Source organism: Thioclava sp. DLFJ4-1 (assembly GCF_002020145.1).
GTDB classification, from domain to species: domain Bacteria; phylum Pseudomonadota; class Alphaproteobacteria; order Rhodobacterales; family Rhodobacteraceae; genus Thioclava; species Thioclava sediminum.
Genome location: NZ_MPZT01000001.1, coordinates 849876 through 865303 on the forward strand (window position 1 = coordinate 849876; position 15428 = coordinate 865303).

Below are 15428 nucleotides of genomic sequence, written 5' to 3' on the forward strand. Positions count from 1 at the left end.
CGGTCGCGCGCGTAGCGCCGCCGCCTTGGCATTGGGATCGCGCCTTCGGCTCAGCGCCCCGGAGTCAGTTTACGGATCAGGACGTAGAAGGCGGGCACCATGAAGACGCCGATGAAGGTCGCCGCCGCCATGCCCCCCAGCACGCCGATGCCGATTGCGTTCTGCGCCGAGGCCCCTGCCCCGGTCGCAATCGCCAGCGGCACCACGCCCAGCATGAAGGCGAGCGAGGTCATCAGGATCGGGCGCAGGCGGAGCCGCGCCGCCTCGATGGTCGCGGGGATCAGCTCCTTTCCCTCGGCTTCGAGGTTCTTGGCGAATTCCACGATCAGGATCGCGTTCTTCGCCGCCAGACCTATGGTCGTGAGGATACCCACCTTGAAGTAAACGTCATTCGACTGCCCGAAGACCCAAGCCGAGACCAGCGCCCCCAGAACCCCCACCGGCACGGCGAGCATCACCGAAAGCGGGATCGACCAGCTCTCGTATAGCGCGGCGAGGCAGAGGAAGACGACCAGCACCGAGAGCGCATAGAGATAGGGCGCCTGATCGCCGGACTGGCGTTCCTGATAGCTCAGCCCCGTCCAGGCAACCGCGTAGCCGCCGGGCAGGTCACTGACCAGCTGCTCCATCGCGTCCATCGCCGCGCCGGAGCTTGCGCTGTCCGAGGCCTGGCCGGAGATCTCGATCGCATTGGCCGCGTCATAGCGCGACAGTTTCGGTGCGACGGAGACCCATTTCGTCGTCGCGAAGGATGAGAACGGCACCATCTCGCCCGACGCGTTGCGCGCATACCAAGTGTCGATATCCTCCGGCTGCATCCGGTAGGGCGCATCCGCCTGGACGATCACCGGGCGCAGATTGCCGTTGAGGTCGAAGTCGTTCACCGATCTGCCACTGAAGATCACCGAGAGCATCGAATTGAGATTGCTCAGAGTCAGCCCGAAGCTTTCGGCCTTCTGCTGGTCGATATCGAGCTGCAGTGCCGCTTTGTTCTCGTCGCCGCTGACGCGGACATTGGTCAGGCGGCTGTCGGATTTCGCCGCGGCCACGAGCTGCTCGCCCGCCTCCTTCAGGGCCGTCGTGCCGTTATTGCCCTGATCCACCAGATACATCTGGAAACCCGAGGAGTTGCCGATACCGCGGATCGCGGGCGGTTGCAGGAAGAAGACCTGCCCCGCGCGCAGCCCCGCGAAATGCGCATTGGCTCGGCCCGAGATGGCGGCAGCGGTCTGGTCCGCGCCGGTGCGTTCGTCGAAATCCTTCAGCTTGGCGAAGACCATCGCGGTGTTCTGCCCGCCGCCGCCGAAAGAAAAGCCGAGCGTCGCGAAGACCGACGACACATCCGATTTCTCCTGCGTCAGCAGGTATTGCGTGATCTGATCGACCACATCCGACGTCTGCGCCGTGGTCGACCCCTCGGACAGGTTCACCATCGCCATCAGCACGCCCTGATCCTCTTGCGGGAGGAAGGACGAGGGCAGCCGGGTCATCACGCCCCACGCCCCCGCCAGCACCAGCACGAGAACCAGCGCCATCAGGAAAGGCTTGCGCACGATCCGGGCCACCGCGCCCGCGTAACCGCCCTGCATCTTCGCGAAGCCGTTGTTGAAGGCGCGCGCAGGCGCAATCGCGCGACCCGTCGAAGGCCGCAGCAGCTTTGCCGCCAGCGCAGGCGTCAGGATCAGCGCGACCACGGCAGACAGCACCATCGCGGTGATGATCGTCACAGAGAACTGTCTATAGATCACCCCCGTCGAGCCCGGGAAGAACGCCATCGGCAGGAACACCGCCGAGAGCACCAGCGCCACCCCGATCAACGCCCCGGTGATCTGCGACATGCTTTTCTCGGTGGCCTTGAGGGGGCTGAGCCCCTCCTCTTCCATCACCCGCTCGACATTCTCCACCACGACGATCGCGTCATCGACCAGCAGGCCGATCGCCAGCACCATCGCGAACATCGTCAGCGTGTTGATCGAATAGCCCGCGACCAGCAGCACCGCGAATGTGCCCAGCAGCACCACCGGAACCGCGACGATCGGGATCAGCGTCGCGCGCCATTTCTGCAAGAAGACGAGGATCACCAGCAGCACCAGCACGATCGCCTCGGCCAGCGTGTGATAGACCTTCTCGATGGAGAGCTGCACGAAGGGCGAGGTGTCATAGGCGATCTGGAATTCGACGCCTTCGGGCAGCGACGACGACATCCGGTCCAGCGTCGCACGCACCGCCGAGGCCGTATCCACCGCATTCGCGCCGTTCGCGAGGTTCACGCCGAAGCCCGCTGCGTTCATGCCATTGAACTTGGAGTTGCTGCCGTAATCCTCTTGTCCGATCTCGATACGCGCGACATCGCCCAGATAGACCGCCGAGCCGTCGGCCTCGGTCTTCAGAAGGATCTTCTCGAACTGCTCGACCGAGGTCAGCTGGCTCTGCGCGGTGATCGTCGCGGTAAATTGCTGCCCTTCGGTCGTTGGCAGATCGCCGAGCGAGCCGACCGAGACGGTCGTGTTCTGCGCCTGCACGGCCGAGGTCACGTCGGTCGGCGTCAGCTGATATTGCTCGAGCTTGTAGGGATCGAGCCAAACCCGCATCGCGTAGCCCGAACCGAAGACGTTGATCCCGCCCACGCCCGAGGTGCGCTCGATCGCGCCTTTCACTTCGGTGTCCAGAATATTGCCCAGCTCGACGGTCGAATATTTCCCATCGGTCGAAACCAGCGCGCCGACCATCAGGATATCCGAGGACGAGCGCGACACGCTCACCCCGGAGGTCTGCACCGCATCGGGCAGCGAATTCTCGACCTTGCGGATCTTGGTCTGCACCTCGTTCTCGGCGTCGATCGGATCGACCGAGCCGTCAAAGGTAAGCGTCAGGCGCGCCGAACCCTGATTGGACGAGCTCTCCATGTAAAGGAGCCCGTCGAGCCCGGTCAGCGAGTCTTCGATAGGCGTCGTCACCGAGTTCTCGACCGCCTGCGCGGTAGCCCCGGAATAGCTGGCGGAAATGCGGATCGTAGTCGGCGCGACTTCCGGGTATTGCGACACGGGCAGCTGGGTGATCGCGTAGCCGCCGGCGAGCATCGTGACCAGCGCGAGCACGATCGCGAAGACGGGGCGATGGATAAAGAAACGGATCATGTTGAGCTTACTCCGCCTTCGCCGTGTCGTTGGCGGCGTCGGCGGTATTGCCGGAGCTATCCGGAGCGGCATCCTGCACCACGCCCTGCGCGTTGATCGTCACCGGCACCGTCTTGATCTCGGCCCCGTCGCGCAGGTTCTTGAGCCCGTCGAGGATCACCTGATCGCCGCTCTCGATGCCGTCGGTCACGATCCATGCGTTCTGATAGGTGCCCGCCGTCGTCAGCGTCACCTTCTTCGCCTTGCCGTCGGCGGCGATGAAAGCCGAGAGCGACCCATCCCCTTCCCGTTTCGTCGCGCGCTGCGGCACGAGGATCGCCTGCGTCGTGCCCAGCGTGATCTTCGCGCGCAGGAACTGGCCCGGCAGGATCAGCCGGTCGGGATTGTCGAACTTGAACCGGAAATCGACCGTGCCGGTGGTCGCGGACACCGTCGCACCGGGGCTGACAAGCGTGCCGGTACCGTCATATTCCGCGCCGGTCTCGAGCAGCAACGAGACCTTCAACTGATCGCCGCGTTGAAGCGTGCCCTGATCGATGCGCTGGCGCACCCGCATGATCCGCGCGGCACTTTCCGAGACATCGACATAGATCGGATCGAGCCGCGTCACCGTGGTCAGCGCATCGGACTGGTTCGCCGTGACCAGCGAGCCCACCGAGACGCTCGCCACATCCGGGTAGCCGTCGATGGGCGAGCGGATCACCGTGCGGTCGAGATTGAGCTGCGCGGTCTGCAGATCGGCCTCGGCACTCAGCGCGGAGGCTTTTGCCTGCGCGAGCGCGACCCTCGCCGTCTCCAGATCGCTCACCGAGATCGAGGTCTTCTCCAGCTTGGTGTAGCGGTCCACCTGCGACTGCGCGGCCTGCACATTGGCGTCGGCGCTCGCCTTCTCGGCCTCGGCTGCAGTCAGTTCGGCCTGATAGGTGTCGTCGTCGATGTGAAACAGCGCGTCACCCGTCGCGACCTTGTGGCCTGCCTCGTAGTCGATAGAGGCAATGGTACCCGCAACGCGCGGGCGGATATCGGTCTGCTCATAGGCCACGGCGCGGCCCGGGAGGGTGACGGTGTAAGGCACGGATTGCGTCTCGACCTGCATCACGCCGACCTCGGTCGGGCCTTGAGTGCCACCCGGCATTCCTTGCGCCATCGCCTGCGCAGCGAACCCGCCCGCAAGCAGCATCCCAAACGCGGCGCGCCGCGCCATCCGACCAATGCTCATACTGAAACTCCTGTCCGCTGCCCGGTTTTCCCGGCGTTATTCCATTTCTACGATAGGCCCGCGCTATTCTGTCGCCACTCGCACGCGACCGGAAATGCGGAAACAAATGCCGCGAGCCGTAGAGCCAAGGAAATGGGGACCCAGCTTACCCATTGTTTTAAAAATAAAATTTCCGCCTGAACGCAGCCACTCGAGATATCCGCGCCCCAATTCCAGCGTCAGATCGCGCCCCTCGCGGAGTTCACGTATTCGCGAGATGAGAGCCACAAACCGCCTCACGACCGCAGCGCATAAAAAAGGGGCGCCAGTGGCGCCCCTCTCGATCCCTGTACGAAGCCGTTCACAGCGTGATGCGGTAGAGCGCGAAGCCCCCCTCGCCGTCGCCCGCCGGTTCGATATCCAGACCCCGCGATTTGACGTCTTCGAGATAGGTCTGCGCCTTGGGCCCGGTCTCGAACAGTACCGTGGCGCCCCCCGCAGGCGCGAAGGACCAGTTGGCGTCGGCCTTCGGATTGATCGTGCCCTTGTCGTGGATGTAGCGCACGATCACGTCGCGGTTGGTGTCGGGCGCGCGGTAGATCACCGTCGAGCCATCCGCGCCGGGGAAGCTGCCGCCACCCGACGCGCGGTAGTTGTTCGTGGCGATCACGAACTCAGCCTTCGGGTCGATCGGCTTGCCGTCATATTTCAGATCGACGATGCGGTTCGTATCGGCGTTCACCACCGCGCCGTCCTTGTCGAACTTGGCTGGCTGGGTGATGTCGATCTGATAGGTCACCCCGTCGATCACGTCGAAATTGTAGGACGGGAAATCGGGGTTCAGCAGCTTGGCATCCTTCGCGCCGGGCTCAACTTGGTTGAACATGCCCGCCGAGCGTTCCAGCCAGTCTTTCACCTGCGCGCCGGTGACCTTCACCGCCTGCAACGTGTTCGGATAAAGGTAGAGGTCGGAGACGTTCTTGATCGCCACCGGGCCTTTGGGAACATCGGTGAAGTAATCCGGGCCGCCGCGACCGCCCGCCTTGAACGGCGCTGCCGCCGAGAGGAGCGGCAGTTTGCCTTCGGGCGTGCCCTCCAGCAGCTTCTTCACATACCAGAGCTGTGCATTCGAGACGATCTGCACCGACGGATCGTCAGCCACCAGCGCGAAGTAGGAATAGAGCGGCGCTTCGGTCTCGCCGACCTTGGCGCGGACATATTTCAGCGTCTCCTCATGAACCTGATCGGTCGCCGCGAGGATCGGTTTATAATCTGTGGTGAGCGGCGTGATCGAGCGATCCTCGCCGCGTGCGAAGATCGGGCGAATTTCCGAGGTATGAGTGTCGATCTTCCACTTGCCGCCGTCGCGGCTCAGCATCAGGTCGATCAGGCCCATATGGTTGCCCCAGAAGCCCGCCTGCACCGCCGGCTTGCCCTGCAGCGTGCCCTTGTCATTGTCGATGCCGGGGCCGGAGAAATCCTTGCCGGGGAAGTTCAGGTGCTGGTGCCCGGTGATCACCGCGTCGATCCCGTCCACACCCGCGAGGTAGAAGGCCGCGTTCTCCATCCCGTCGCTTTGCGGGCCGTTGTCGATGCCCGTATGGGCGAGCGCCACGATGAGATCGGCGCCCTCTTCCTTGATCTGCGGCACCCAGGCTTTCGCGGCCTCCACGATGTCGCGGGTCTGGTAGTTGCCCTCGAGATGCGCGCGGTCCCATTGCATGATCTGCGGCGGGACGAAGCCGATCACGCCGATGCGGATCGGCATCTTGTTTCCCGCCCCGTCGGTCAGGTCGCGATCGAGGATCAGGTAGGGCGGAAGATAGAGGTCGTCTTCACGCGGGGACGCCCCGAGCTTATGGGCGAAATTCGCGCAGACCATCGGGAAGTTCGCGCGGTCGTTCACCTTCTTGAGGAAATCCATCCCGTAGTTGAATTCGTGATTGCCCAGCGTGCCGCAATCGTAGCCCAGCAGGTTCATACCCGCGATGACCGGATGGGTGTCGCCCTCCTTCATCCCCTTGGAATAGGCGATGTAATCGGCCATCGGGTTGCCCTGCATGTAGTCGCCATTGTCGAACATCATCGTGTTGGCGGCCTCCGCGCGCACCCCTTGGATGAGCGTCGCGGTGCGCGACAGGCCGACCGTGTCGACGGGCTTGTCGGCGTAATAGTCATAGGGCCGGATGTGGCAGTGAATATCGGTGGTGCAGAGCAGGCGCAGATGGGCCTGCCCTTCGGCGGCGCGCGCCGTGAACGGGTGGACCAGCGTGAGACCGCCCGCAGCGGTGGTAGTGATCAGGAATTGGCGACGCGAAATAAGCGACATAAGGGGGATCCTCCGAGACAATTGGCTCCTTGCCGGAGCGCTCTATCCGAGGATCGTAACAGTGCTTTGACCGTCCGGATAAATATCCCGACGTAAGCTCGCACAAATTGGTGTGAGCGGGCGGGAAAACCCCGCCCGCCGCACAAGAATTCAGCTCTCCGAGAGCACCGCCTGCACTTCCGCAGCAGGGCCGGGGTGGTGGCAGAAGACCTGCCGTCCGGCGACCTCTTCGGTGGGCGGGGTCGTGGCGCAGATTTCGCTCGCACGCGGGCAGCGAGTGCGCAGCGGGCAGCCCGATGGCGGGTTGAGCGGGCTCGGCAGATCGCCTTCCAGCGCGATCAGCACCTTGTTGCGCTCGATCTCCGGATCGGGGATCGGCACCGCCGAAAGCAGCGCCTGCGTATAAGGGTGCTGCGGCTCGGCGAAGAGCTTCTCGGTCGCGCCCGCCTCCATCATCTGGCCCAGATAGAGCACCATCACCTCGTCGCAGACATGGCGCACGACGCTCAGGTCATGGGCGATGAAGATGATCGTGAGCCCGAGATCGCGGCGCAGTTCTTCTAGAAGCGCGATCACCTGCGCCTGAATCGAGACGTCGAGCGCGGAGACCGGCTCGTCGCAGATCAGGAGCTTCGGCTCCACCACCAGCGCGCGGGCGATGCCGATACGCTGACACTGGCCGCCCGAGAACTCATGCGGGTAGCGGTTGATCTGGTTCGGCAGCAGGCCGACCTTCTCCATCACCTCGCGGACTTTCTCCTTGCGCTCCTTGCGGCCCATCTTCGGGCGATGGGTGCGCAGCGGCTCGGCAATGATCTCGCCCACGGTCATACGCGGGTCGAGCGAGGCCAGCGGATCCTGAAAGATCATCTGGATGTCGGAGCGGTATTTCAGCATCTGGCGCGGCGAGAGCGGGAGCAGATCGGTCTTGCCCTGCCAGATGATCTCGCCCTCGGCGGGCAGCATCTGGATCAGCGCGCGGGCCAGCGTGGACTTGCCGCAACCGGACTCGCCCACGATGCCGAGCGTCTTGCCCTGCTCGAGCTTGAAGCTCACGCCATTAACTGCGCGCAGTTTCGGCGGCTCGGTCCAAGGCAGGTCCGAGGCGCGGCGGATGTCGAAAGTGACCCGAACGTCGCGGGCCTCGATCAGCGGGGTCGTCATGCGGCGGCCTCCTCGATCGTTTCAATGGAACGGTGGCAGGCGCGGGCGCGGCCCGGCGCAAACTCCGCCAGCGGCGGCATCACGTCGGCGCATTTTTCTTCGACGAAATCGCAGCGCGGGCAGAACGGGCAGCCCTTCGGCGCACCGGTCATGTTCGGCGGATTGCCCCGGATCGGGGTCATCGCGCGATCCGCATCCAGACGCGGCAGCGCGGCCAGCAAGCCCTTGGTGTAGGGATGGGTCGGGTTGGCGAACAGGGGATCGACGGGCGATTGCTCCATCACCTGACCGCCATACATGACGATCGCGCGCTCGCAGAAGCCCGCGACCACGCCGAGGTCGTGGGTGATCAGCACGGTCGCCATGCCCAGCTCGCGGCGCAGCTCGCCCAGCAGGTCCATGATCTGCGCCTGCACGGTCACGTCGAGCGCGGTGGTCGGCTCGTCCGCGATCAGCACATCTGGTTTGCACAGAAGCGCCATCGCGATCATCACGCGTTGGCGCATCCCGCCCGAGAATTCATGCGGGAAGAGTCGCACGCGGTTCTTCGCGTCCGGGATCTTCACCAGTTCGAGCATTTGCGCAGCTTCGGCCACGGCGGCGCGCTTGCTCAGCCCCTTATGCAGCATCAGCACTTCGGCCATCTGGTCCGAGATGCGCATATAGGGGTTGAGCGCGGTCATCGGGTCCTGAAAGACCATCGATATCCGGTCTGCGCGCAGCTTGTTCAGCTCGGGCTCGGGCAGGTTCAAAATCTCCCGCCCCTCGAATTTCACCGAGCCCGAGGCCTTACCATTCGCGGCCAGCAGCCCGAGGATCGAAAAGCTGAGCTGCGATTTGCCCGAACCGGACTCGCCCACGATGCCCAGCGCCTCGCCGCGCTCCAAGGCGAAGCTGACGCCGTTGACGGCGTGAACCTCGCCCTCCTGCGTTGCGAACCGGACGTTGAGGTCGTTGACTTCCAACAATGGCATATCAGCGCTCCTTCGGGTCGAGCGCGTCACGCAGCCCGTCCCCTACGAAATAGAAACCGAACAGGGTGGTGACGAAGAAGAACAGCGGGAAGGCCAGCTGCCACAGCGTGCCGTAGCTCATGGTCCCCGCCCCTTCCGAGATCAGAGCCCCCAGAGAGGTCTGCGGCTCTTGCACGCCGAGCCCGAGGAAGGAGATGAAGCTCTCCGTCAGGATCATCAGCGGCACCAGCAGCGTCGCGAAGACCACCACCACGCCCACGAGGTTGGGCAGGATATGACGGCGGATGATCGTCGGCGCAGGCACACCGATGGCGCGCGCGGCCTCGACATAGTCGCGGTTCTTCAAGGTCAGTGTCTGCCCCCGCACGATCCGCGCCATCTCCAGCCACGAGATCAGCCCGACCCCCACAAAGAGCATCCCGATCGAGCGGCCATACATGACCAGCAGCAGGATCAGCACGAACATGTAAGGGATCGCCAGAAGGATATCGACGAGGCGCATCATGAAGCCATCGACGCGGCCCCCGAAATAGCCCGAGATCGCACCGTAGACCGTGCCCACGGAGACCGCGATCAGCGTGCCGATCACCCCCACCAGCAGCGAGATCTGCGTGCCCTGCACGGTGCGCGCGAACAGGTCGCGGCCCAGATCGTCGGCACCGAAATAGTGGCCGTTGGCGAAGGACGGCGCGGAGGCAGTCGCATCGCCCATCACGTTGTAATCGATGTCGGAATTATTCCACGCCGCGATCAGGTTACCGAACAGCGCAAAGGCCACGACGAAGGCCAGCAGCCCCAGCCCGAAGATTGCGGCCTTGTTGTTGAAAAACCGCCGGCGCGCGTCCGCCCAAAGCGAGCGGCCCGCCACGTCTTCGCGGCTCGTTGCCTCGGCGAGCGAGGTCATCTTGGATTCATCTATGACCATGTCAGTACCGGATTTTCGGGTCGATCCATCCGTAGACGATATCGACGACAAGGTTGAACAGGATGGTCAGCGTGCCCAGCAGGATGGTGATCCCCATCATCACCGCGTAGTCGCGGTTGAGCGCGCTATCCACAAAGCTTTTGCCGATCCCACCCGTGGTGAAATACACGTCCACGATCACCGAGCCGGTGATCATCGAGACAAACGCCGGACCGAGATAGGAGATCACCGGCAGCAGCGCGGGTTTCAGGGCGTGGCGCATGATGATCTTGCGCTTCGGCAGGCCCTTGGCGCGGGCCGTGCGGATGTGGTTCGAACTCAGCGTCTCAAGCATCGACGAGCGCGTGATCCGCGCGATCGACGCCATGTAAGAGGTCGAGAGCGCGATCACCGGCATGATCCAGAAGCGCGGATCGTCGAAGCTCCAGCCACCGCCGGGCAGCCAGTGCAGGCTTAGCGTGAAGATCAGCACGAGGATCGGCGCCATCACGAAGTTCGGCAGCACCTGCGCGCCGATGGAGATACCCACGGCGAGATAGTCGAGCCACGAGTTGCGCTTGATCGCCGCGGTCACGCCAAGGGTCACACCGACAAGAACCGCGGCGATGAAGCTGAGGAAGCCATATGTCAGCGTGACCGGGAAGCCCTGCGCGATGATGTCGTTCACCGAGCGGTCCTTATACGAGAACGAAGGCCCGAAATCGAAATGGGCGACCACGTTCCACAGATAGGTCGCGATCTGCTTCCATAGCGGCTGGTCGAGCCCGTATTTCGCGTTGAGATTGGCGAGCACCTCGGGAGGCACGGCACGTTCGGAGGTGAACGGCCCGCCGGGCGCCGTGTGCATCAGCAAGAAGCTCGCGATGATGAGCACCAGAAGCGTCGGAATCGCGATAGCGAGACGCTTGAGAATGTAGACGATCATAAGAGTGTCCCGAAATAAGTCGGGCGGGCCGATCGTGCGGCCCGCCCGTTATCGTTTCAGCCGGCTTACTTTGCGACCTTGTACATGTTCTTCGCGTACCAGTTCAGCTGGACGTTATCGAACGGGTAGCCCTTGATCTGCGGGTTCAGCAGCATCGGCAGCGAATAGGCGTAGATCGGCGCGAGCGGCATGTCCTCGGCGAGGATCTTCTCGGCCTTGGTGTAGTCCACCTGCGGATCTTCCGCCGTCTTCGAGTCCTTCATCAGCTTGTCGTAGTCGGCATTCGACCACTGACCCGAGTTCTGATCCGACCACGAGGTGTTCACGTCGAGATAGGTCGAGGCCTCGTTGTAGTCGGCGCACCATGCGGTGCGGGCCACATCGAAGTCATGCTGACCGTTGAGCTTGTCGAGATAGACTTTCCACTCGAAGTTCTCGAGCGTCGACTGCACGCCGATCTGCTTCCAGAACTGCTGCACCGCAATCGCGATTTTCTTGTGGTCGGCCGAGGTGTTGTACATGATCCGCAGGTTCAGCGGGTGATCGGGACCGTAGCCGGCTTCCTTCAAAAGCTCCTTGGCTTTGTCCATACGCTCCTGCTGCGTCATGTCGGCATAAGCGACGTCCGGTGCCTTGAAGTTCGCGGTCGCCCAGTGGGTCCAGGTATAGGCCGGTTTCTGGCCGCCCTTGAGGATCTTGTCGACGATGATGTCGCGGTTGATCGCATAGGACAGCGCCTTGCGGACCTTCACGTCCTTGAGCGCCTCGGGGCCGTTCGGGCCGACGTTGAAGCGGTAGGCATAGACACAGGAGCGCGGCGGAGCGTGGGCCGCATCCGGGTATTCCTTCTTCAGGCGCGGATATTGACCGGCCGGGGTCTGCACGAAGTCCAGTTCGCCCGCCTCGTAGCGCGTCAGCGCCTGGTCGTTATCCTGCATCGGGATGAACTTCAGATCGGTCAGCGTGACGTTCGCGGCGTCGTAATAGGCGTCGTTCTTCGTCAGCTCGATCGAGTTGCCGATCTTCCAGCTTTTCAGCTTGTAGGGACCGTTGACGACCATGTTCTCGGGCTTGGTCCAGTCGGAACCGTATTCCTCGACGACCTTCTGCGGCACCGGGAAGGTCGAGGACAGCACGAGCATCTGGCGGAAGTAGGGGATCGCGCTGTCGAGCGTCACCTGCAGCGTGTGGTCGTCGAGCGCCTTCACGCCCAGCTCGCTCGGCTTCTTGTCGCCCGCGATCACGTCATGGGCGTTCTTCACCTGCATCAGCTCGATATACCACGAGTATTGCGAGGCGGTCGCCGGATCGGCGAGACGACGCCATGCATAGACGAAGTCCTGCGCGGTGACGGGATCGCCGTTCGACCACTTCTCGTTGCGCAGGTGGAAGGTGTAGGTCTTCTTGTCGTCGGACACCTCGTAGCTCGTCGCGAGCGCGGGCACGAGTTTACCGTGATCGTCCTGCTGGTAGAGACCTTCGAACATCTGCTGAAGAACGTCGTTGCCGTCCTTCGAGGTGCTCAGATCGGGATCGAGCGTCTTGAGATCGTCCTGCATCCAGTAGGTGAAGGTCTGGTCAGCGGCGAGCTTGGTGCCTTCGGGCACTTTGCTCGACTGAGCGAGAACGGGTGCGGCGCTGCCCAGCATCAGGGCAAAAGCGGAAATCGCGGCAATCGACTTCAAGGGATACCTCCAGTTTTCCGGGGTCCGGTCGCGCGCAACGCAGGGGTGAGCGCGGGGCCCCGATTTTTCGTTGATGGGGCATCAAGGGCAGGATCGGGGCGCGGCGCAAGTCTGACGTCACGGTGCTCACACCCATGTGAGAGCGCATTTCTCGGACCTCGGCGAAATCTTTCTGAAACTTGCGTGGCGCCCTTGAAATTTGCAACGAACGCCAAGCTCCGTCGCGTGAGCCAAAGCCAAATCCCGGCCCTCCGCGACCGAATCTCTCCGGCCGCGATACATCCGCTTGCGCGCCTTTCTTCCTATGTATTTTGACACATCCAGAAGTTGTTCCGCCCGGGCTCGCCATCGGGCGTGCTATTGACCAGCCTCGCCCCCCTGCTAGCTACCCTTGGCGTTACAGCCCCGACAGAACGGACCCCGAATGGCCGAGACCGACCAGAAGACCCCACTTTCGCCCGCACGCCGCTGGGCGGCTGCAACCGTGCTGCTGCTGGCGAATTTCATGAACCTGATCGACATCACGATCGTCAATGTCGCCCTGCCTTCGATGAAGAACGAGCTGGCGGCTCCGCCGAACCTGATCGAGTGGATCGTCGCGGGCTACACCTTCTCTTTCGCGATCCTGCTGCTGCCGGCGGGACGGATGGGCGACCTGCTGGGCCGGCGCAAGCTGTTCGTGTCGGGCATCGCGCTGTTCACCGCCGCCTCGCTGGTCTGCGGCATCGCGCCGGGGATCGGGACGCTTGTCACCGCGCGCATCGTGCAGGGCGTGGGCGCTGCGATCATGACGCCGCAGACGCTGGCGCTGGTGCCGCGCCTGTTCCCGCCAGAGCAACGCGGCGCGGCCTTTGGTCTCTTCGCACTGACGGCGGGGCTGGCCTCGGTCGCGGGGCCGATCGTGGGCGGGTTGCTGCTGACCGCCGATATCTACGGGTTGGGTTGGCGTCCGATCTTCCTCGTGAACATTCCGCTGGGCATCGCGGCCTTCATCGCGGCGCTGATGCTGGTGCCAAAGGGCGAGGGCAACCGCAAGCTGGGCATCGACAAGGTGGGCATCGCGATCGCCGCCGTGGCCACGCTGGCGCTTCTGTTCCCGCTGGTCGAAGCCCCGTCGATCGGCTGGCAGGTCTGGATGTATCCGATGGTGATCGCCGCCCCGATCCTCGGCTGGGTCTTCATCCGCTGGCAGCGGCATCAGGAAGAACGCAACGCGCCCCAGCTTCTGCCGATGCGGCTGCTGCGCTCGGGCTCGTTCCTCTCGGGCAGCCTTCTCAACGCCGCGCTGTTCACCGCCGTGCCGAGCTATTTCTTCACCATGGCGCTCTATCTTCAGGCGGGCTACGGGCTCACGCCCTTGCAATCGGGGCTGACGACGACGCCCTTCCCGCTGGGCGTTCTGCTGGCCTCGGCCACGACCGGCTGGTTCGGGTCGCGCTGGGTCCGCTGGCGCGTGATGGGCGGCGGCATCCTGATCGCGACGGGCTTCGCAGGGCAGCTCTGGGCGATCTGGACGATGGGCGACACGATCAGCTGGTGGCGAATGGCACCTTGGTTCTTCTTTGGCGGCTTCGGCCTGGGCAACACCGTCTCGCCGCTATTTCAGGTCTCGCTCTCGGCGGCGGATAGCAACGACAGCGGCTCGGCCTCGGGCGCGGTGCAGGCGATCCGGCAGGTCGGCATCTCCTTCGGCATCGCAATCATGGGCGGGATCTTTTTCGGTATGCTGGGCGGCGCGGAGCCGGGCGATCACGAGGCCTATCGCAGCGCGATGATGTCCGCGATCGGCTACGCAATGGTCATCGCGAGCGTGGTGATCCTCACACCGTGGTTCACGCCGATGAAGATCGAGCGTGCCAAAGACTGAGCGGACAGCGCGCCCCGCGCCGCTACCATCGCTTTCTCGCACGATGACACGATCGTGCGCCACAACTGTCACGCGACACTCGCCCCGAGCGCCGCGCGCCCCATCTACCCAACCTAGAGGGGCCGTCCGAACCTGGCCCCCCGAAAGATGCGAAAGGAGCGATCCATGCGTTACAGACCTCTTGGCCCCAGCGGCCTTCTCGTCTCGGAACTTTGCCTCGGCACGATGACCTTCGGCGGCTCGGAGGGCATGTGGGGCCAGATCGGCCAGCTGCGTCAGGACGATGCCGACGGCCTCGTGAAAACCGCCGTTGATGCAGGCATCAACTTCATCGACACCGCGAATGTCTATGCGGGCGGCGAGAGCGAGCGCATCCTCGGCCAGAGCCTGCGCAATCTCGGCATCGCGCGCGACGAGGTCGTCATCGCGACCAAGGTGCTCGGCCCGATGGGCGAGGGCATCAACCAGCGCGGCGCCTCGCGCTATCACATCATGGAGCAGTGCAAGCAGAGCCTCGAGCGGCTGCAGCTCGACCATATCGACCTCTATCAGATCCACGGCTTCGACCCGATGACGCCGATCTCGGAGACGCTGGAGGCACTGACCACGCTCGTGCAGCATGGCCATGTCCGCTATATCGGCCTGTCGAACTGGGCCGCGTGGCAGGTGATGAAAGCAGTGGGCATCGCAGAGGCGCGCAAGCTCGCCCCGATCCTGTCGCTGCAGGCCTATTACACGATCGCCGGGCGCGATCTGGAGCGCGAAGTGGTGCCGATGCTGCGCGACACCGACATGGGCCTGATGGTCTGGAGCCCGCTGGCAGGCGGTCTGCTCTCGGGGAAATACGACCGCGACGGAAAGGGCTCCGACGGGCGGCGCGCCAATTTCGACTTCCCGCCGGTCGAGAAGGACCGCGCCTATGACGTGATCGACGCGATGCGCCCGATGGCCGAGAAGCGCGACGCGAGCGTGGCGCAGATCGCGCTGGCATGGCTTCTGCATCAGGAAGTCGTCACCAGCGTCATCGTCGGCGCGAAGCGCAAGGACCAGCTGACCGACAATATCGCCGCGACCGAGATCACGCTCGACGCGGAAGAGCTGGAGACCCTCGACAAGGTCAGCGCCCTGCCCGCCGAATATCCGGGCTGGATGCTGGAGCGTCAGGGCGGCTACCGCCAGCGCTGAACACGCAGCGAACCGATCGGCGCGCCCGGGCGGGTGTTG

At 63.8% G+C, this 15428-nt stretch carries 10 protein-coding genes; 2 read left to right on the forward strand and 8 right to left on the reverse strand.

What is annotated here, in order from left to right; all coding sequences use genetic code 11:
• Positions 1–50: 50 nt before the first annotated feature.
• The 8 genes from BMI85_RS03850 to BMI85_RS03885 all read right to left on the reverse strand — a co-directional run bounded on the left by BMI85_RS03850 (position 51) and on the right by BMI85_RS03885 (position 12337).
• The gene (locus tag BMI85_RS03850) at positions 51–3137 is read right to left on the reverse strand and encodes an efflux RND transporter permease subunit (RefSeq protein WP_078599556.1); all 3087 of its coding nucleotides are present in this window, start codon (positions 3135–3137) and stop codon (positions 51–53) included.
• 7 nt (positions 3138–3144) lie between these two features.
• A complete protein-coding gene (locus BMI85_RS03855; RefSeq protein WP_078599557.1) occupies positions 3145–4356 on the reverse strand; it encodes an efflux RND transporter periplasmic adaptor subunit in 1212 nt (403 codons plus the stop codon).
• A 340-nt stretch (positions 4357–4696) separates the two neighbouring features.
• Positions 4697–6664, reverse strand: a complete 1968-nt coding sequence (locus tag BMI85_RS03860; RefSeq protein ID WP_078599558.1) for a bifunctional 2',3'-cyclic-nucleotide 2'-phosphodiesterase/3'-nucleotidase — start codon at positions 6662–6664, stop codon at positions 4697–4699.
• 150 nt (positions 6665–6814) lie between these two features.
• The gene (locus BMI85_RS03865; protein WP_078599559.1) at positions 6815–7828 is read right to left on the reverse strand and encodes an oligopeptide/dipeptide ABC transporter ATP-binding protein; all 1014 of its coding nucleotides are present in this window, start codon (positions 7826–7828) and stop codon (positions 6815–6817) included.
• Positions 7825–8802: an oligopeptide/dipeptide ABC transporter ATP-binding protein gene (locus tag BMI85_RS03870; protein ID WP_078519798.1), complete on the reverse strand. Its 978-nt coding sequence runs from the start codon at positions 8800–8802 to the stop codon at positions 7825–7827. Before BMI85_RS03870 ends, BMI85_RS03865 begins: the two co-directional genes overlap by 4 nt.
• Position 8803: 1 nt before the next feature.
• Positions 8804–9727 (reverse strand): ABC transporter permease subunit, encoded by a 924-nt coding sequence (locus BMI85_RS03875; protein WP_078539851.1) that lies wholly within the window; start codon positions 9725–9727, stop codon positions 8804–8806.
• A 1-nt stretch (position 9728) separates the two neighbouring features.
• Complete coding sequence (gene oppB / locus BMI85_RS03880) at positions 9729–10652, reverse strand: oligopeptide ABC transporter permease OppB (protein WP_078519800.1); 924 nt, start codon at positions 10650–10652, stop codon at positions 9729–9731.
• 65 nt (positions 10653–10717) lie between these two features.
• Positions 10718–12337: a peptide ABC transporter substrate-binding protein gene (locus BMI85_RS03885; protein WP_347429495.1), complete on the reverse strand. Its 1620-nt coding sequence runs from the start codon at positions 12335–12337 to the stop codon at positions 10718–10720.
• Between the two features lie 424 nt (positions 12338–12761).
• On the opposite strand from BMI85_RS03885, the gene BMI85_RS03890 reads away from it, so the two are divergent.
• Both BMI85_RS03890 and BMI85_RS03895 read left to right on the forward strand, forming a co-directional pair.
• Positions 12762–14204, forward strand: coding sequence for an MFS transporter (locus BMI85_RS03890; protein WP_078599560.1), 1443 nt, complete (start codon positions 12762–12764; stop codon positions 14202–14204).
• A gap of 165 nt (positions 14205–14369) precedes the next feature.
• Complete coding sequence (locus BMI85_RS03895) at positions 14370–15389, forward strand: aldo/keto reductase (RefSeq protein ID WP_078599561.1); 1020 nt, start codon at positions 14370–14372, stop codon at positions 15387–15389.
• Positions 15390–15428: the final 39 nt, after the last annotated feature.